The organism is Streptomyces misionensis, from assembly GCF_900104815.1.
GTDB lineage: Bacteria > Actinomycetota > Actinomycetes > Streptomycetales > Streptomycetaceae > Streptomyces > Streptomyces misionensis.
In genome coordinates this window covers 4,998,310-5,014,890 of the sequence record NZ_FNTD01000004.1, presented here as the reverse complement: position 1 = coordinate 5,014,890, position 16,581 = coordinate 4,998,310, and the positions used below count along the sequence as shown (strand labels likewise).

The window sequence follows — 16,581 nt, the reverse complement described above, 5'->3', positions numbered from 1 at the left end:
GCCTCCTTTCAGGGGCTGGCCTTCAGGGGCGGGGCGGCGGGCAGGGGGAGTTCGACGCGTACCTCCGTGCCCCGGGTGTGGGTGCCGCGGCCGACACGGATGCGGGCGCCCGCCTGGGCGGCCCGTTCGACCATGCCGAGCAGGCCGAAGTGGCCGGAGGAACGCAGGTGTTCGAGCGTGGTGCCGGGCGGGAGGCCGCGGCCGTCGTCGTGGACGGTCAGGCACAGCAACCCGCCGTCGACGGCGACCCGCACGTCCACCTGGGTCGCCTCCGCGTGCCGCTGGGCGTTCTCCAGGGCCTCCGTGGCGATGGACAGCAGGGCGCGGGAGCGGTCGGCGGACAGCGGGGGCAGGGTGGCCGGGGGGTCCGGGCAGGCGCAGGTCACCTTGAGGGTCGTACGGGCGGCGAAGTCGCTCACCACGCCCGCCAGTTCCGACCAGAAGGGCGGGGCCGAGCCGGCCGGTTCGCGGCGCAGGTCCGTCAGCAGTTCCCGGGACTCCGCCGCCGCCCGGCGGGCCGAACGGGAGACCAGTTCGGCCTGTTCCCGCAGCCGGTCCGGGTCGGGGTCGGCGGCCGAGGCGGTGGCCGCGAGGCCGTCGGCGGCGAGCGCGACCCCGTACAGGGTCTTGGCCAAGGAGTCGTGCATCTCCCGGGCGAGGCGGGCCCGTTCGGCGCTCACCGCCTCCGCCGCCGCGAGCCGCGCCCGTACCGCCGTCAGCGCCTCGGTGGCGGCACCGAAGCGGAGCATCAGTTTGCGCAGGGTCGAGCCCATGGCACCGGCGACGACGCACAGGCCGGGCAGCAGCAGGGCCTCGGCCACGGAGGCGCCGCGGCCGGCCTTCAGGGTGAGGTGGACGACGAACAGGATCAGCGCCTGGAGGGAGGCGAAGCAGGCCGCCCCGCGCCAGCTGTAGAGCAGGCCGGCCAGCAGCGGGGTGCAGACGCCGACGTAGGCGAGGGTGGTGTCCGGGCCCGCCGAGACCAGCAGGAGGGAGCCGAAGAGGGTGTCGGCGGCCAGCAGGCCGGGGTGGCGCAGCAGCAGGGGGCCGAAGCGCTCCCAGTCGCGGAAGAGGACGTAGGACACCATGAAGGTGACGATCACGGCCGCACCGACCAGCCGGACGCCCAGGCCGGGCGCGGCGTTCAGCAGGGCCGCGGGGGCCGCCACCACGATCATCGCCAGCCGGAAGCCGAACACCTGCCGGCACAGCGCCTGCAACGCCCGGACCTGCAATCGCTCCGACGGCGGCTCGTCCGCCCGCCCCGCCGGTCCCAGAAGTCCCGTGACACACCTCCTCGTCACCCCCCTCAACCGCTCGACGCGCCCGGCCGTCACGCCCTTCACTTCCCCGTGAGCGATCCGAAGTCCACCCCGGAACCCAGCAGCAGTCCCGCGCCCAGCAGCAGCATCGTCGCCGGGACCATGAACGTGGTGATCATCAGCGTGGCCTTGGGCACCGCGCGGGCGGCCTTGCGGCGGGCGTTCTGCGCGTCGGTGCGGCGCATGTCCTTGGCCAGCGACACGAGGGTGTCCACGATCGGCGCACCCAGTTCCTCGCCCTGCTGGAGCGCGGTGACGAACATGGCGACCTGCTCGGAGTCGTTACGCCGGCGCAGCTCCGCGAAGGCCTGGCGGCGGCTCATGCCGAGGTCCATCTGGCGCAGGGTGATGCGCAGTTCGTCGGCCCAGGGACCCTCGTAGCGGGAGGCGACACGGTCCAGGGCCTGCCGGAAGCCGAGCCCGGCGCTGACCACGACCGCCAGCACGTCCAGGAAGTCGGGCAGGGTCCGCTCGATGACGTCCTTGCGCACCCGGATCGCCGACCAGATGCCGACCTCGGTCCAGAACGCGCCGAAGAGCAGCAGCAGTACGGCCACGAACCACTGGCCGCGCAGCAGGAACACCAGGCAGCCGACCCCGCCGAGGACGCCGTAGACCGCGCGGCGGGCGGCGTAGCGGTCGATGGTCAGGCCGCCGGGGTTGCCCGCGAGGTCGATCCGGCGCCGGTACCTGGCGACCAGGCGGGGGCCCATCAGGCGCAGCACCAGCGGGGCGTAGCGCATGCCCATGCGGTCGATGACGGAGCCCACGGCGCCGGTGCGGGTGGCGCCCACCTCCAGGGCGATGGCGAGGTCGCCGGGGAGCTTGGCGTCGGCGCGGTACATGCGCACGCCGGTGAAGATCCCCCAGACGGCGACGCCCGCCAGCAGCGCGAGCAGCAGGGCCATGGCGTGTCTCCTCAGACGTCGATGCGGCTGAGCCGGCGGATGAGGACGAATCCGACGGCGTACAGCGCGAAGGCGATCAGCACGCAGATCTGGCCGGCCGGGGAGCCGGTCATCCGGGCCAGGGCGCCGCCGCGGACGCCGTTCATCAGGAACAGCGCGCCGACGCCGAGCGCGGGCACGGCGTACGACGTCATGGTCACCTGGGACAGCTGGGTGCGGATCTCGCGCCGGGTCTCCTTGCGTTCCTCCAGGGTCTCGGTGAGGTTGCGCAGGGCGGAGACGACCTGGCCGCCGGCCCGGTTCGCGAGGACCAGCGTGGTGACGAGGACGACCAGCTCGCGCGAGGGCAGCCGGTCGGCGAGTTCGCCGAGGGCGTCGTCCAGGGAGTGTCCGACGGACAACTGGTCGGCGACCTTGGCCAGTTCCTCGCCGGCCGGGGCCTCCAGTTCCTCGGCGGCCATCCCGATCGCGGTGCGCAGGGCGAGCCCGGCCTGGGTGGCGTTGGCCAGGATGCGGGCGAGTTCGGGGAGCTGGCCGATGAACCGCTCGATGCGGCGCTGCCGCTGCCAGTTGAGGAACTGCACCGCCGCCCACACGCCCAGCAGCCCGGCGATCGGCCCGAAGAAGGGGGCGAGCGCGGCCTGCCCGATCAGCCAGAGCGCGGCGACCGTGACCAGCATGGCGACGAAGAACTCGCCCGGTGTGACGTCCAGTCCGGTGGTGGCCAGGCGCCGTTCGAGCCTGCGGCCGGGGCGGGTACGGCGCAGCCGCCGGTCGAGGTCGCGGAAGTACCGCCTGCGGCCGGGGGCGGCGGGGGGCGGGCCGGTATGCGAGAGGCGGTCCACGAGGGCGGCGCGCCGGGCCCGGCCCCGGGCGTGGCTGTGCACGCCGGCCACCGCGAGGACGCAGCTCAGCAGCGTCGCCCCGAGGGTGAGCTGGACGAGGGTGTGGAGTTCCATGTGGGGGCCTACCTGGCTTCTCGGGTGGCGAGCTGGTCGGCGGTGCGGGCGACGCCGAAGGCCTGGGGGACGGGCTGGCTCGCCATGTGGAGGCGGTCGGCGGTGCGGCGGGGCAGCGGGAAGTAGGCGAAGTCGCCGTACACCCGGCCGTCCGCGGTCATCGGCCGGGCGTCGAAGCGGGCGACGGTGGCCAGCCGGTACGGCTCCCCGCCGTGGCTGTCGAGCAGTGCGATCTCGGTGATGCGGCGGGCGCCGTCGGCGAACCGGGTGAGCTGGACGATCACGTCGACCGCGCTGTTGATCTGGTCGTGCAGGGCGACGAAGGGCACCTCCACGTCGGACATGGAGGCGAGGGTCTGCAACCGGGTGAGGGCGTCCTCGGCGCTGTTGGCGTGCACGGTGGCCAGCGAGCCGTCGTGGCCGGTGGACATCGCCTGGAGCATGTCGAGGGACTCGCCGCCGCGTACCTCGCCGACCACGATCCGGTCGGGCCGCATCCGCAGCGAGTTGCGGACCAGGTCGCGGATGGTGACCTGGCCCTTGCCCTCGACGTTGGGCGGCCGGGACTCCAGCCGGACCACATGGCTCTGCTGGAGCTGGAGTTCGGCGGAGTCCTCGATGGTGATGATGCGCTCGTGCGGCGGGATGAGCCCGGACAGGGCGTTGAGGAGGGTGGTCTTGCCGGTGCCGGTCGCGCCGGAGACGATGATGTTGAACTTCGCCCGCACCAGCCCCGCCATCAGGTACACCATCGGCTCGGCCAGCGAGCCCAGCCCGATCAGCTCCTGGAGGGTGAAGGAGCGCGGGAAGCGGCGGATGGTGAGGACGGGACCGGTCAGCGACAGCGGCGGGATGATGACGTTGACGCGCTCGCCGGACGGCAGCCGGGCGTCGACCATCGGATTCGACTCGTCCACCCGGCGGTTGACGGTCGACACGATCCGCTCGATGGTCTGCATCAGCTGGTCGGTGGAGACGAACCGCAGCGGCAGCTGCTCCACCCGGCCGGACCGCTCCACGAAGACGGCGTTGGGGCCGTTGACCATGATCTCGGTGATCGAGGCGTCCTCCAGCAGGGGTTCGAGGATGCCGAGGCCCAGCGCCTCGTCCACCACCCGCCGGATCAGCTGGGAGCGCTCGACTGTCGACAGCACCGGTCCCTCGCGGCTGATGATGTGGCCGAGCACCCGCTCCAGCCGGCTGCGCCGGTCGGCGGCGGCCAGCGAGCCCATCTCCGCGAGGTCGATCTCCTCCAGCAGCTTGGCCCGGTAGGCGGCGACCAGGTGCCCGTCCTCGCCCCGGCTGCCGTGCTCCTCCGGAGTGCTGATGCGTGCCCGCAGGCTCATGGTCCCCTGCTCCTCAGTGGTCGAGCGGCATGGTGGCGGACTTGGTGGCGTCGCCGAAGCTCCAGACGATCTTCGGGATGCGGACGGTGGCGGTCACGGTCACGGCGCCGCCCCCGCCGCCGGCCGAGCAGCGCACGTCGATCCCGCTGCTGACCGCCGCGGCGCACGCCTGCTGGGCGTCCTGCCGCAGCGACGCGGCGCGCGCCCCGGCCCGGGCCGCCGTACCGGCCTGCTCGGCGGCGTAGGCGACGGCTCCGAGCTGGATGCCGGCGAGCGCCACGATCAGCAGGACGGGCACGAACCCTAGGTATTCCAGGGCGACTTGTCCCCGGTCGCGTTCTCTCCTGTGCGCCATCTCAGTCCTTCACCTCTTCCACCGCGCCCGCGTGGCCGTGCACCGTGAAGGGGAAGGAGGCCAGGCCGGGGAAGAGCACCGGGACCTTGAGGGAGACATCGGCCGTCACATAGCCGGAGCCGCCGCAGCGCACCGCCGCGTTCCCGCGCCACGCCGCCGACAGGTCCTTGCGCCCGGCCGCCGAGCAGGCCGCCTCGCGGGCACCGCCCGGCGCCGCCGCCGTACCCGCCCGTACCGCCTCGTCGGCGGCGTTCCCGGCGAGCGTGAAGGTGTACCCCACCAGCACGGCCTGCCACATCAGCACCAGCGTCAGGAGGATCAGCGGTGTCATCCCGAGGAACTCGATGCTCACCTGGCCCTCGTCCGCGCCCCGCCGCGTCATCGGTTCACTCCTTCCGCCGCCGGAATCCGCCGGCCGCGCGCGCCGGGCCCCGGTGCGCGCCCTCGGCCGCCCGTGCGAGCCCCAGCTCCCCCGCGAGCGCCCACAGGGCCTGTTTCACGGTGCTGCGGCCGTCGAGTTCGTGCACCCGCCCGGCGTCCACCACCGCCTGGAGCTCCTTGAAGTTGGCGGGTACGGCGGTGCGCGCGAGTCCCGTGCCGGTGATCCGCTGCACCAGCGCGGGCTGGATCTCGGTGTGCCGGCTGTGCCGGTTGACGACGGCGGTGGTCTCCTCGGCCTTGCGGATCTGGAGCCGGTCCCACATCCGGACGGTCCGCTTGGCGGCGCGTACCGCGATCACGTCCGGCGTGGTGACCAGCAGCGCGGTGTCCGCCGTCTCGACCGCGGCGGCGCCGGCCCCGCCGAGCTGGGCGCCGCAGTCGATGACGACGACCTCGTAGCGCGAGCGCAGGGCGCGCACGATCTGCCGGACGGCCCGGTCGGTGACCTCCTCGCCGCGTTCGCCCTCGGCGGGCGCGAGCAGCAGGGACAGCCCGGTGTCGTGGCGGAAGACGGCGTCGGCGAGGACGCGCGGGGAGATGTCGGTGATCGCCGCGAGGTCGGCCACCGACCGGCGGAACTGGATGTCCAGGTAGGAGGCGACGTCGCCGGACTGGAGGTCGAGGTCGACCAGGGCGGTGGGCCGCCCCGAGGCCTGTGCGGCGAGCGCCAGCTGCACGGCCATGAGCGTGGCCCCCACCCCGCCCTTGGCGCCGCTGACGGTGACGACGGTGCCCCCGCCGCCGGCCACCGCCTCCCCGCCGTGCCCGAGGTGGCGTCGTACCTCCGTGGACCACTGGGCGACGGCCTGCACCCGGCCGGCCAGTTCGTCGTACGACAGCGGGAGCGCGACCAGTCCCCGGGCGCCGGAGTCCATGGCGGCGGCGAACAGGCCGGGGCTCGCGTCACTGGTGACGAGGATGACGCCGACGGCCGGGAAGCGCAGGGCGATCTCCCGGATCAGCTCCAACGCCGGTACCGGGCCGATGCGTTCGTGGACGACGAGCACCTCGGGGAGTTCGTCCACGGACTCCGCGGCGAGCCGGGCGAGGGCGTCGACCAGCTGGGTGGAGTCGGTCAGCGGCGGCTGCGGCTCGGCATCGGGCAGCTGGCTGAGCAGGGTGACGAGGGAGCGGACGGCGTCCGGGTCGGCGCCCGCCGGGAGGATCCTGGTCGGCATGCGGGCCGCCTCTCACTTGTCCGTGGCGAGTTCGTAGGTGCGGTCCTTGTCCGGCACGCCGCTCTCGCCGCCGGGCGCGACCAGCGCGAGCCGGACGCGCTGGGCGAAGGACTCGGCGTAGGTGACGCGCTGGGCGTCGAGGGTGGACAGCGCGAAGGTGATGGGCACGGCCTCGCTGGGCTGCTGCGGGCCGTTCTTGGCGGCGTCGGGGTCGAGGGCGGTGATCCGGCCGACGTCGAGGACGCGCGCGTCGGTCACGATGATCTTCGACTGGTCCGGGTCGCCGTCCTTCTTCCCGGCGAAGGTGGCATAGACGTTGACCCGCGACCCGGGGGTGATCTTCCCGGCCACGCCGGTCGCCGCGTCGATCATGATGGCGACCTCTTGCTGCCCCGGCTGGAGGGCGGGCTGGTCCACGATCATGTCGCTCTGCAGCAGCGACCCGGCGTGCAGCGTGGTGACGGCGGTCTTGCCCTGGATCTGCCGCAGGTCGGTGACGGCGGTCCCGGACAGCCACCGCTTGGGCATCCGGACCTTCTCGAACTGCCCCGCGTCCAGGGCGGTGTACGGCTTGACGTCGGAGCGCACCCGGTAGGCGGTGACCTCGGGGCCGACCTTGGAGTCCACGTCGTGGACGACGGACAGCACGCCGGCGAACGCGCCGAGAGCGCACAGGACCGACAGGATCAGCAGTATCACGCCGCGGCGCTGACGGGAGTTCATGAACCGTGCAACCTCATTGGGGGAATCGGTCGTTCGGGATGTGGACGTGTGCTCGGGTCAGGCGGGCGTGCGTGGTTCGAGGGCGCGGGGCGTCGCGGGCTCGTGGGCGGGCGGGACGGCGGAGCAGAAGACGCAGCGGTCGCCGATGACGTCGAGTCCGCACCAGTGACAGGTGGACTGCCGCACCGAGGTGACCAGTTGGTACAGGACGGAGAGGTCGTCCAGGTGGCCGCAGAACTCGATCAGGCGGCCGGTGCCCCACCAGGTGCGGGATTCGGCGGGCAGCGGGGTCTCGCGCACGCCCTGGGCCTGCCACTGGGCGCCGAGCCCGGCGGCCCAGTCGGCGGGCAGCTGTCCCTTGGCGAGGAGCAGCCAGGCGGGGAATTCGGGGCCCTTGAGGGTGGCGCCGGGCACGGCCTTGACGAGCTGGGGTTCGGGGTGGGCGAGTACGGCGAACCGGGTGCCGGGCATCCAGGACTTGGCGTGCGCCCTCAGCCCGACCGGCACCCGGTCCAGCCGGGCGACGGAGCCGAGGACGGCGCCGGCGTGGATGTAGTGGGCGAGCAGCCGCCCGGCGGAGGCGAGCACCCCGGGACTGAGGTCGCAGGAGGCGAGCTGCCGTAACTGGCGGGCGAGCACGGCGACTCCGAGGGGCGGCAGGTCGGGCCGGAACAGGGCGATGCGGTCGCTCTCCAGCAGCGAGCGCAGGGTGTACAGGCGGCGCACGACGGGTTCCGGGGTGGCCGCGGAGCACACGACGACGACATGCCCGTACCGCTCGACGAGGGCGTGCAGTTCGGTGAGCGCGTGGTCGAGCGGGTGCCCGTCGAGGCCGTCCAGCACGACGGCGGGCATGGTGCGTTCGTCCTGTGGCGGCAGTGCCAGGTCGGCACTGGTCACGGCAATGGCTGTTGGCACGCGCCGCTCCCCGGTGACTTCACTGCGTGACTACCCGAGCACTGTATCCACGGGTGTGTGGCCGGAGAACAGCGTCGGTGGAGCCGGTGTGGAAGTCGACACGCCAAGTCGCTGCAAACAGGGGCAAGTCGACCGGTCGACCGGGGGAGGCTCCGGCGCACGACGGGGGCGGGCACGAGCGGACGACCGCAGACGGTTTTGGTCTGGACCTCTTGACAGCGCAATTGGTCTGGACCAACTTGTGTGTGCACCGATGGCCACCGGTTCCACTCCCCACCCCGCAACTTCCCCACGACTCCCCGGAGGTCCCCGTGGACCGCGCACCAGGCACCCCCAGACCACTTCGCAGCCGACGCCGGCCGGCGGCATGGGCCGCCGCCACCACCCTCGCCCTCGCGGCCGCGGGCCTCGCCGCCACCGCCGCCCCGGCCGCCGCGGCGGACGTCAACAACGTCGTCAACGCCGGCTTCGAGTCGGGCCTGTCCAACTGGACGTGCAGCGCGGGCAGCGGTACGACGGTCTCCTCCCCGGTGCACTCCGGCACCGGCGCCCTGAAGGCGACGCCGGCCGGGCAGGACAACGCCCAGTGCACGCAGACGGTCGCGGTCAAGCCCAACTCGTCGTACACGCTGAGCGCCTGGGTCCAGGGCGGCTACACCTACCTGGGCGTGACGGGCACGGGCACGACGGACGTCTCCACGTGGACCCCCGACACGACCACCTGGAAGCAGCTGTCGACGTCCTTCACCACGGGCGCGTCGACCACGTCGGTCACCGTCTACACGCACGGGTGGTACGGCCAGGCCGCCTACTACGCCGACGACGTCTCCCTCTACGGCCCCGACGGCGGCGGCACCGGCGGCGGCACCACGCCGCCCCCCACCGTCCCGGCCGCCCCCACGGGCCTCGCGGTCTCCGCCAAGACCTCCTCCTCGGCGACCCTCACCTGGTCCACGTCCTCGGGCGCGACGGGCTACAACGTGTACGAGAACGGCGCGAAGGTCAGCTCCACGACCGGCACGTCGGCGACCGTGACCGGCCTGTCCCCGGCCACCTCGTACAGCTTCCAGGTGACGGCGACGAACGCGGCGGGCGAGTCGCAGAAGTCGGCCGCGGTGACGGCGACGACCGACTCCTCCGGAACCGGCGGTGGCGGCACGGGCGGTTCGCTTCCGAAGCACGCCGTGACCGGCTACTGGCAGAACTTCAACAACGGCGCCAAGGTGCAGAAGATCTCGGACGTCCCCTCCGCGTACGACATCATCGCGGTGGCCTTCGCGGACGCGACCACGACGCCGGGCGCGGTCACCTTCAACCTGGACTCGGCCGGCCTCGGCGGCTACACGGTCGACCAGTTCAAGGCCGACATCAAGGCCAAGCAGGCGGCGGGCAAGAAGGTCATCGTCTCCATCGGCGGCCAGAACGGCACGGTGTCGGTGAGCGACTCGGCCTCGGCGACGAACTTCGCGAACTCCGTCTACTCCCTGATGCAGACGTACGGCTTCGACGGCGTCGACATCGACCTGGAGAACGGCCTGAACGCGACGTACATGACGCAGGCGCTGCGCGCCCTGTCGGCGAAGGCGGGCCCCTCCCTCGTCATCACGATGGCCCCGCAGACGATCGACATGCAGTCCACGTCCGCCTCCTACTTCCAGACGGCGCTGAACATCAAGGACATCCTCACCGTCGTCAACACGCAGTTCTACAACAGCGGTTCGATGCTCGGCTGCGACGGCAAGGTCTACAGCCAGGGCACGGTCGACTTCCTGACGGCCCTCGCCTGCATCCAGCTCCAGGGCGGCCTCGCCCCCTCCCAGGTGGGCCTCGGCGTCCCCGCCTCCACCAGCGCGGCGGGCAGCGGCTACGTCTCCCCCTCGGTCGTGAACAACGCCCTCGACTGCCTGAGCGCCGGCACCAACTGCGGCACCTTCAAGCCGTCGAAGACCTACCCCGACCTCCGCGGCGCGATGACCTGGTCCACCAACTGGGACGCGACCTCGGGCAACGCCTGGTCGAACGCGGTGGGCCCGCACGTGCACGCGATGCCGTGAGGTGACACCTGTTCGACCTGCGGCGCCCGGACTCCTCGACGAGGGTCCGGGCGCCGACGCGTGTGCACGTTTTCGGCCAGTCCCGCCCGATTCGCGTTGCGGGCGGCGAGGCGGCGGTGTGATGCTCCCGGGCGTAATGGGTCAGGGGAGCTGGATGAATCCAAGCGATCGGATCTCCATGCCCACTCGGCTGCCGCAAAGCACTCGCGGATGTCGATCTCATCATCGAACGACTGGAGAAGGTGCAGGTCCCAGAAATACGATGACGGCCGTCCGGTGGCCTACCGATGCACGGAGCGGTGGATCGGCCCGCCGAGAGAGGGGTTCGCATGTGCATCTCGACCGGTGAGGCCGTCTTCTCCGGGACGGTGCTCTACTGCGGGCGCCGGCGGCATCCCGAGCACGGGCTCGTTCATGTGCTCGGCTATCAGAACACCGTGGCGAACCTGGCGGACGGGCCGAACGCGATGCTGCTGCATCTGCCGACCCGCCGGCTCGTGCCGGAGCAGTTCGTGTCGGTCGGGCGGCACGGGGACGTGCTGCGGCGGATGGTCGACGCCGTCGCCGCTCCGCCCGTGGAGGCCGACGGTATGGCGGCCATGGACTGGTTGGGTGCCGAGCCCGAACCCGTGGTGCGGGTCTTCGAGCACGACGTGTACACCGTGCTGCTCGCCGACGACCCCACGCTGATCCACACCGCGCTCCACCGCGTGCCCTGGAAACGCAGGCCGCGCATCGAGCCGGAGCTGCTCGTCTTCTACGCCGAGCACTTCCCGGATCACGCGATCGCGCTGTGCTGCTTCGACAACGCCGACGCGCGGCAGGCCAAGCCGCTCCTCGTCTGGTACCACCCGAACGACCCAGACCAGCTGACGGTGCCCGCGCTCGACAGCCACACCGGAGGGGCCCCGGACCTGGATGCCCGCGTGGCCGTGGACCACTGGGTCCTGTTCTCCAGCGACGAAGCGGGGGACGAGTGGGGCACGGCCGTCGAGTACCCGGAGCGGATGCGGCACCAGTTGTCGGAATTCTTGCCCGACAGGGTCGTGGGCCGCTACTACGGCGATGACCAACCCACGCTGGCCAACGGCGACTTCGGAATCGAACACCGGCATCTGCTGGCCGACGACCTCGACCGGGTGGAGCGGCGTCGGCCGGTCACGAGGACATGAGTCGGCGAGCCGGTCATGGCCCGGTGCGTCCCTGGAGTGCGTCCGACGAAGCGGATCGGAAGGCCCGTACCTCTTCCCGGAGGTGCGGTGAAAGGTCGGTCAGCATGCCGACCGTTTCATTCAGGTGACGTGCGAGTCGGGGCGCACTTCTCCAGGTGTCCGCATTCCTCGTCAATACCGCCGAGAGCAAGTCGTCGTCGAACCAGCCGGTCTCCGCTTCCTGCGGCGCCGTGGCTCGGAAAAGATCCAAGGCGACGGGAAGGAGCCACTGAAGGCCGACGTCCTGGCCGATCAGTCGTCGTAGGTCTTCGACGGACAGGTCCTCGATCGCTCGGCGTCTCAATGCGTGAACGCCGCGGACCAGGGATGTGCTGCCTTCGGGGGGAGCGGGCCAGCGGCGCCCTTCGAGTTCCTCGATCGACTTGTCTTTGCTGATGGAGGCCGAGAGCATCGGGTGCCTTTCGAGGGACTCAAGCACGATGGAGTCGTCGAGTCGGTCCGAGGACGGCCGGGGCCGCCGTCCGGTCTCCGGAACGGATGCGGTACCGGCCGGTTCGGGAGGCACGAGTCGGCGAGCCGGCTCCCCGAGGAGCCGGCTCGTGGGCAGCGGAGGGGTGGCTCAGTCGCCGTCCTCGAAGTACGCGTCCAGGACCGCGTCCAGTTGCTCGTCCCACTCCTTGAAGCGGGACCGGGACGGGGCCTCGATCTCGATCGGGTACCAGCGCCGCTCCGGGGTGTGCACCGTGATCGTGTAGCGCTTGCCGAAGCGCGGGGTCTCCGACTCGACCGCGGCGATCTCGTCCCAGCCGAACTCGCAGGCCTCCTCGTCCAGGCTGAGCCGGACGCCCTTGTGGTCGGCCACTATCCTGGCGCGCCGGTCGGCGGCCTCGAAGACCGGACCGTCGGACGAGGTGTCGTCGGACGAGGACGGGGTGTCCTCGTCCGGGGTTTCGGAGGCCCCGGCCTCGTCCGTTGTCGTCTGCTCGGCAGAGGCCGCGTCGGCCTCCGGCTCCGACTCCTGCTCCGGGGAGGACTTCGGCTCCGACGGCGACGCCGGCCCCGTGATCCCCGGGATGAAGGCCGGGTCGAACCCGGCGCCCGTCACGGGCTCGCTCGTCACCGCTTCCGCCTTCAACGCTTCGGTGTTCAACGGATTGCTGCTCGATCCTATGCGCTGCTCCACGGCGGCAGTATGGACGACTTCCCTGTGCCGGAACCAGTCAGCCCGCGCGTCGCGTCGGCAACTTATGTCCCTCACACAAACAGGCTTACGACCCCGGCCACGGCGAAACCGGACACGGACAGCACCGACTCCAGGACGGTCCACGTCCGCAGCGTGTCGCGTTCGCTGATGCCGAAGTACTTGGCCACCATCCAGAAACCGCCGTCGTTGACGTGCGAGGCGAAGATGGAGCCCGCCGAGATGGCCATGATGACCAGGGCGGTGAAGGGCTGCGAGGTGTGGTCCCCGGCGAGCAGCGGGGCCACGATGCCCGCCGTCGTCACGATCGCGACCGTCGCCGAGCCCTGCGCCACCCGCAGGACCAGCGAGATCAGGTACGACAGGACGATCACCGGCAGGCCCACGCCATGGAAGGTGTCCGACAGGGCCTGGGCCACGCCGCTCGCCTTCAGCACGGCACCGAAGACCCCGCCCGCGCCCACCACCAGCAGAATGTTGCCCACCGGCTTCAGCGAGGAAGTGGACACCGTCTCCAGGGACTTGTAGGACCAGCCGCGCCGGATGCCCAGCAGGTAGTACGACAGGAACAGGGCCGCGGTGAGGGCGACGAAGGGGTGGCCCAGGAACTGCAGGAAGGAGCGGAACGGGGAGGGGTCCAGCGCGATCGAGGAGAAGGTGGCCGCGAGGATCAGGATCAGCGGCGTGCCGATGATGGCCAGGACGGTGGCGAGGGGCACCGGGCGTTCCTGCGCCGGCACACCCTGGGCGCGCTGCTCGGCCCGCACCGCGCGCTTCGCCTCCTCGGCCGCCTCCACCATGTCCTGCGGTACGGCGACGAAGACCCGCTTGCCGATCCAGGCCGCGTACGCCCAGGCCGCGGCGACGGCGGGCAGTCCGCAGACGACGCCCATGAGGATGATCCAGCCGAGCTGGACGTGCAGCAGGCCCGCGGCCGCGACCGGCCCGGGGTGCGGGGGCAGGAAGGCGTGGGTCATGGACAGACCCGCGAGGAGGGGCAGGCAGTAGAGGACGATCGACTTGCCGCCGCGCCTGGCCGCCGCGTAGACGAGCGGGGCGAGGACGAAGATGCCCACGTCGAAGAAGACGGGTATGCCGAAGATCAGGCCGGTCAGGCCCATGGCCAGCGGGGCGCGCCGCTCGCCGAAGAGGGACAGCAGGCGCTGGGCCAGCACCTGGGCGCCGCCGCTGACTTCGAGGATCGCGCCGAGCATCGTGCCGAGACCGATGATGATCGCGATGTGGCCGAGGATGCCGCCCATGCCGGACTCGATGGTGGAGACGGCGCTCGAACTCTGGACGGTGCCGAAGAGTTCGGTGACCGACAGGCCGGACAGCAGGCCGACGGCTATGGAGACGGCGAGCAGCGCGACGAAGGGCTGCAGGCGCGCCTTGATGATCAGGAAGAGCAGCAGGGCTATGCCGAGGGCGGCGATGGTGAGGAGGCCGGGGGTGCCGTCCATGAGAAGGAGCAGGCCGCCGGTGTGCGGCGGGGCGGCGGGGGCGGGGGCCGCGAGCGTGAACGCCGGTGGGAAAAAGGACATGCGGGGGTCCTCTTCGTGGGGTCATGGTGCTTTCGGGCAGGGGGGAGCGCGGCACGGCGCCCCGGAGGGTGCCGTGCCGTGTGCGTCGTACAGGGGGGTGGGGATCAGCCGAGGACGGCGAGTGCGTCGATCTCGATCAGGAGGCCGGGCGGGAGGCCGACGTAGACCGTGGTCCGGGCGGCCGGCGGCTGGGTGAGGGCCTGGCCCTCGAAGTAGGCGTTGTAGATGTCGTTCATCTCGGCGAAGTGGTCCACGTCGGTGAGATAGACGCGGATCATCATCACGTCGTCCCAGCTCGCGCCGCCCTCTTCGAGGATCGCCTTGACGTTGGCGAGGGTCTGGAGCGTCTGCTCGCGCAGGGTGGGGCCGGCCGGGGTCGGGGGCTTGCCCTCCTCGGCGGGCAGAAAGCCGACCTGGCCGGCGACCTGGAGGATGTTGCCCTTGCGCACGCCGTGCGAGAACTTCGCGGGCGGGGTGGTGTGGGTCTTGGGGGTGAGTGCGATCTTTTCGGTCATACGTGATCCTTACGGGCGTTCTGCGATGGTTGTTCCGTGACGGGAGGTCTGCCGGAGAATTCGGCGCTGATGGCGTCCGCGGTGCGGCGGACCAGCGGGAGGAGCGCGAGCAGTTCGTCGGCGGTGACGACGACATTGGGGGCGGAGACCGACATCGCGGCGGCCACCCGGCCGTCGGCGCCGCGGATCGGCGCGGCGACGCAGTTGATGGACTCCTCGTGCCCGCCGAGGTCGGTGGCCCAGCCCTGGTCGCGGACCTTGGCCAGCTCGCGGAGGAAGGCTTCGGCGTTGGGGGTGGAACGAGGGGTGTACGAGGGGTAGTCCAGCTTTTCGGCGAGGTCTCGGCGTTCGGGTTCGGGGAGATCGGCGAGGAGGAGCTTGGCGACGGCGGCGACGGTGATGGCGACGGGCTTGCCGATCCGGGAGTACATGCGGACCGGGTAGCGGCTGTCCACCTTGTCGATGTAGAGGACCTCGTGTTCCTCGTAGACGGCCAGGTGGACGGTGTGACCGCACTGTTCGTTCAGCCGTACGAGGTGGGGGTGGGCGATCTCGCGGACGTCGAGGTTCTCCATCGCCTCCTGGGCGAGGGCGAAGAGGCGGGCGCCGAGGCGGTAGTGCTGGTCGGACTGGCGGTAGACCAGGCCGTGTTCGTGCAGGGTGCGCAGGAGCCGCAGGGCCGTGGACTTGTGGACGCCGAGCCGGTCGGCGACCTGGCCGAGGTCGGCGGGGCCCTCGGCGAGCAGCGGCAGGATGCTCAGGGCGCGGTCGACGGTCTGACTCATGTGGGGTTCGCCTCCTCCGGTGCCCGCTCGGCCTGCGTCCAGCCGGGGGCGAGTCGAAGTCTCCCCCATGCCGGCGCGTCCAGGGCGACGAGGCGGTCGGCGTGGCCCGGGCCGGGGGGTGCGGCGAGGTCGGTGGGCGTGGTGAGGGCCGCGGCGGCGACGAGGTGGCCGTAGCGCAGCCGTTGCCGTACCGGAAGCCCGCGCAGGGTGGCGGAGAGAAAGCCCGCGGCGAAGGCGTCGCCGGCACCGATGGTGGACACGACCTGGACGCGGGGGGCGGGTTCGAAGGCGCGCCGCGCCGCGGCGTCGGCGGGCCGGGCCGCCGAGGGGCCACGCGTGGGCGGCTTCGGGGCCGTGACCGCGTCCGTACTCGCGCCCGCGCCCTCCAGCGGGCCCCGGGCGAACGCCGTCGCTCCCCTCTCCCCCTCCTTCACCACCAGCACTTCCGGCTCGGGCAGCACCTGCCTGATCGCCTCCGCGCCGCCCGTGACGCCCCATGCCTCCGCCGCCTCGTCCGCGCCGACGAAGACGATGTCGGCGCGCCGCGCCAGCTCCAGCAACACCGCCGCCTCGGCCCGCTCCGGCCACAGCGCGGGACGGAAGTTCACGTCGAAGGAGATCAGCGGGCCGCCGGCGCGCGGGGCCGTCAGCTGCCACAGCAGCTCGCGGCACTCCGGCGACAACGCCGCCGTGATCCCGGACAGATGCAGCACCCGGCACGCCCGTACCGCCGCTGTGTCCACGTCGGCCGCGGACATGGCGGACGCCGCCGAGCCCGCCCGGTAGTACGCCACCTCGTGCGCGCCCGTGGCGCGGTCCGCCCCGGTGCGGAAGTAGATGCCGGTGGGACGGACGGGGTCGCGGTGGACGGCGGAGACGTCGACGCCGTGGTCGGCGATCCGGGCCAGCAGATGGTCGCCGAAGCCGTCCGCGCCCACCCGGCTCACCCACCGCGTGGCATGGCCGAGGGCGGCCAGCGCGCAGGCCACGTTGGACTCCGCGCCGCCGATCGCGCGGTCGAAGGACGGCACGTCCGCGAGCCGCCCCGGGCGGGTGGGCACGAAGGTGACCATGGACTCGCCGAGCGCGACGACATCCACGTACTCCACCTTGTAAGCAGCGTCGTCGATGATGGCTCCTGTCGATGTCCGGGGTGGCGG

At 71.9% G+C, this 16,581-nt stretch carries 17 protein-coding genes; 2 read left to right on the top strand and 15 right to left on the bottom strand.

Annotated elements, in window-relative coordinates:
* Positions 1 to 8: 8 nt before the first annotated feature.
* Genes BLW85_RS24585 through BLW85_RS24545 form a run of 9 tightly spaced genes read right to left on the bottom strand, consistent with a single transcriptional unit; the run spans position 9 to position 8,150 of the window.
* Positions 9 to 1,361 (bottom strand): sensor histidine kinase, encoded by a 1,353-nt coding sequence (locus BLW85_RS24585; protein ID WP_079172408.1) that lies wholly within the window; start codon positions 1,359 to 1,361, stop codon positions 9 to 11.
* Positions 1,343 to 2,230, bottom strand: coding sequence for a DUF5936 domain-containing protein (locus BLW85_RS24580; RefSeq protein WP_074993128.1), 888 nt, complete (start codon positions 2,228 to 2,230; stop codon positions 1,343 to 1,345). The genes BLW85_RS24585 and BLW85_RS24580 overlap by 19 nt, the downstream gene beginning before the upstream one ends.
* 11 nt (positions 2,231 to 2,241) lie before the next feature.
* On the bottom strand, positions 2,242 to 3,189 hold the full coding sequence (locus tag BLW85_RS24575; protein ID WP_070029148.1) for a type II secretion system F family protein: 948 nt from the start codon (positions 3,187 to 3,189) through the stop codon (positions 2,242 to 2,244).
* Between the two features lie 8 nt (positions 3,190 to 3,197).
* Complete coding sequence (locus tag BLW85_RS24570) at positions 3,198 to 4,535, bottom strand: TadA family conjugal transfer-associated ATPase (protein WP_074993127.1); 1,338 nt, start codon at positions 4,533 to 4,535, stop codon at positions 3,198 to 3,200.
* A 13-nt stretch (positions 4,536 to 4,548) separates the two neighbouring features.
* On the bottom strand, positions 4,549 to 4,890 hold the full coding sequence (locus BLW85_RS24565; RefSeq protein WP_074993126.1) for a TadE/TadG family type IV pilus assembly protein: 342 nt from the start codon (positions 4,888 to 4,890) through the stop codon (positions 4,549 to 4,551).
* A 1-nt stretch (position 4,891) separates the two neighbouring features.
* Positions 4,892 to 5,272: a TadE family protein gene (locus BLW85_RS24560; RefSeq protein WP_070029153.1), complete on the bottom strand. Its 381-nt coding sequence runs from the start codon at positions 5,270 to 5,272 to the stop codon at positions 4,892 to 4,894.
* A 4-nt stretch (positions 5,273 to 5,276) separates the two neighbouring features.
* Complete coding sequence (locus tag BLW85_RS24555) at positions 5,277 to 6,509, bottom strand: CpaE/TadZ family protein (RefSeq protein WP_074993125.1); 1,233 nt, start codon at positions 6,507 to 6,509, stop codon at positions 5,277 to 5,279.
* Between the two features lie 12 nt (positions 6,510 to 6,521).
* The gene (gene cpaB, locus BLW85_RS24550; protein WP_074993124.1) at positions 6,522 to 7,232 is read right to left on the bottom strand and encodes a Flp pilus assembly protein CpaB; all 711 of its coding nucleotides are present in this window, start codon (positions 7,230 to 7,232) and stop codon (positions 6,522 to 6,524) included.
* 57 nt (positions 7,233 to 7,289) lie between these two features.
* Positions 7,290 to 8,150, bottom strand: coding sequence for a hypothetical protein (locus BLW85_RS24545; protein ID WP_071828801.1), 861 nt, complete (start codon positions 8,148 to 8,150; stop codon positions 7,290 to 7,292).
* Positions 8,151 to 8,461: 311 nt separating this feature from the next.
* Between BLW85_RS24545 and BLW85_RS24535 the strand changes: the two genes are divergently transcribed.
* Positions 8,462 to 10,204 (top strand): chitinase, encoded by a 1,743-nt coding sequence (locus tag BLW85_RS24535; protein ID WP_074993123.1) that lies wholly within the window; start codon positions 8,462 to 8,464, stop codon positions 10,202 to 10,204.
* Positions 10,205 to 10,533: 329 nt separating this feature from the next.
* A complete protein-coding gene (locus BLW85_RS24530) occupies positions 10,534 to 11,376 on the top strand; it encodes a hypothetical protein (protein ID WP_074993122.1) in 843 nt (280 codons plus the stop codon).
* Between the two features lie 13 nt (positions 11,377 to 11,389).
* Here the strand turns inward: BLW85_RS24530 and BLW85_RS24525 are convergent, their stop codons facing one another.
* The 6 genes from BLW85_RS24525 to BLW85_RS24500 all read right to left on the bottom strand — a co-directional run bounded on the left by BLW85_RS24525 (position 11,390) and on the right by BLW85_RS24500 (position 16,494).
* Positions 11,390 to 11,854, bottom strand: coding sequence for a contact-dependent growth inhibition system immunity protein (locus tag BLW85_RS24525; RefSeq protein WP_107409173.1), 465 nt, complete (start codon positions 11,852 to 11,854; stop codon positions 11,390 to 11,392).
* A gap of 141 nt (positions 11,855 to 11,995) precedes the next feature.
* Positions 11,996 to 12,559 (bottom strand): hypothetical protein, encoded by a 564-nt coding sequence (locus BLW85_RS24520; protein ID WP_244174910.1) that lies wholly within the window; start codon positions 12,557 to 12,559, stop codon positions 11,996 to 11,998.
* A 71-nt stretch (positions 12,560 to 12,630) separates the two neighbouring features.
* Entirely contained in the window at positions 12,631 to 14,121 is a 1,491-nt protein-coding gene (locus tag BLW85_RS24515) for a GntP family permease (protein ID WP_074993120.1), read from the bottom strand.
* A gap of 104 nt (positions 14,122 to 14,225) precedes the next feature.
* Positions 14,226 to 14,636, bottom strand: a complete 411-nt coding sequence (locus BLW85_RS24510) for a RidA family protein (protein ID WP_074993119.1) — start codon at positions 14,634 to 14,636, stop codon at positions 14,226 to 14,228.
* Positions 14,633 to 15,421, bottom strand: coding sequence for an IclR family transcriptional regulator (locus tag BLW85_RS24505; RefSeq protein WP_074993118.1), 789 nt, complete (start codon positions 15,419 to 15,421; stop codon positions 14,633 to 14,635). The genes BLW85_RS24510 and BLW85_RS24505 overlap by 4 nt, the downstream gene beginning before the upstream one ends.
* Positions 15,418 to 16,494, bottom strand: coding sequence for a sugar kinase (locus tag BLW85_RS24500; RefSeq protein ID WP_244175044.1), 1,077 nt, complete (start codon positions 16,492 to 16,494; stop codon positions 15,418 to 15,420). The genes BLW85_RS24505 and BLW85_RS24500 overlap by 4 nt, the downstream gene beginning before the upstream one ends.
* Between the last annotated feature and the right edge of the window lie 87 nt (positions 16,495 to 16,581).

Bases quoted from the DNA above. Each gene is read 5' to 3' on its own strand.
- BLW85_RS24580 (WP_074993128.1), bottom strand. From the start codon at position 2,230: ATGGCCCTGCTGCTCGCGCTGCTGGCGGGCGTCGCCGTCTGGGGGATC.
- BLW85_RS24575 (WP_070029148.1), bottom strand. From the start codon at position 3,189: ATGGAACTCCACACCCTCGTCCAGCTCACCCTCGGGGCGACGCTGCTG.
- BLW85_RS24570 (WP_074993127.1), bottom strand. From the start codon at position 4,535: ATGAGCCTGCGGGCACGCATCAGCACTCCGGAGGAGCACGGCAGCCGG.
- BLW85_RS24565 (WP_074993126.1), bottom strand. From the start codon at position 4,890: ATGGCGCACAGGAGAGAACGCGACCGGGGACAAGTCGCCCTGGAATAC.
- BLW85_RS24560 (WP_070029153.1), bottom strand. From the start codon at position 5,272: ATGACGCGGCGGGGCGCGGACGAGGGCCAGGTGAGCATCGAGTTCCTC.
- BLW85_RS24555 (WP_074993125.1), bottom strand. From the start codon at position 6,509: ATGCCGACCAGGATCCTCCCGGCGGGCGCCGACCCGGACGCCGTCCGC.
- cpaB (WP_074993124.1), bottom strand. From the start codon at position 7,232: ATGAACTCCCGTCAGCGCCGCGGCGTGATACTGCTGATCCTGTCGGTC.
- BLW85_RS24530 (WP_074993122.1), top strand. From the start codon at position 10,534: ATGTGCATCTCGACCGGTGAGGCCGTCTTCTCCGGGACGGTGCTCTAC.
- BLW85_RS24515 (WP_074993120.1), bottom strand. From the start codon at position 14,121: ATGTCCTTTTTCCCACCGGCGTTCACGCTCGCGGCCCCCGCCCCCGCC.
- BLW85_RS24510 (WP_074993119.1), bottom strand. From the start codon at position 14,636: ATGACCGAAAAGATCGCACTCACCCCCAAGACCCACACCACCCCGCCC.
- BLW85_RS24505 (WP_074993118.1), bottom strand. From the start codon at position 15,421: ATGAGTCAGACCGTCGACCGCGCCCTGAGCATCCTGCCGCTGCTCGCC.
- BLW85_RS24500 (WP_244175044.1), bottom strand. From the start codon at position 16,494: ATGGTCACCTTCGTGCCCACCCGCCCGGGGCGGCTCGCGGACGTGCCG.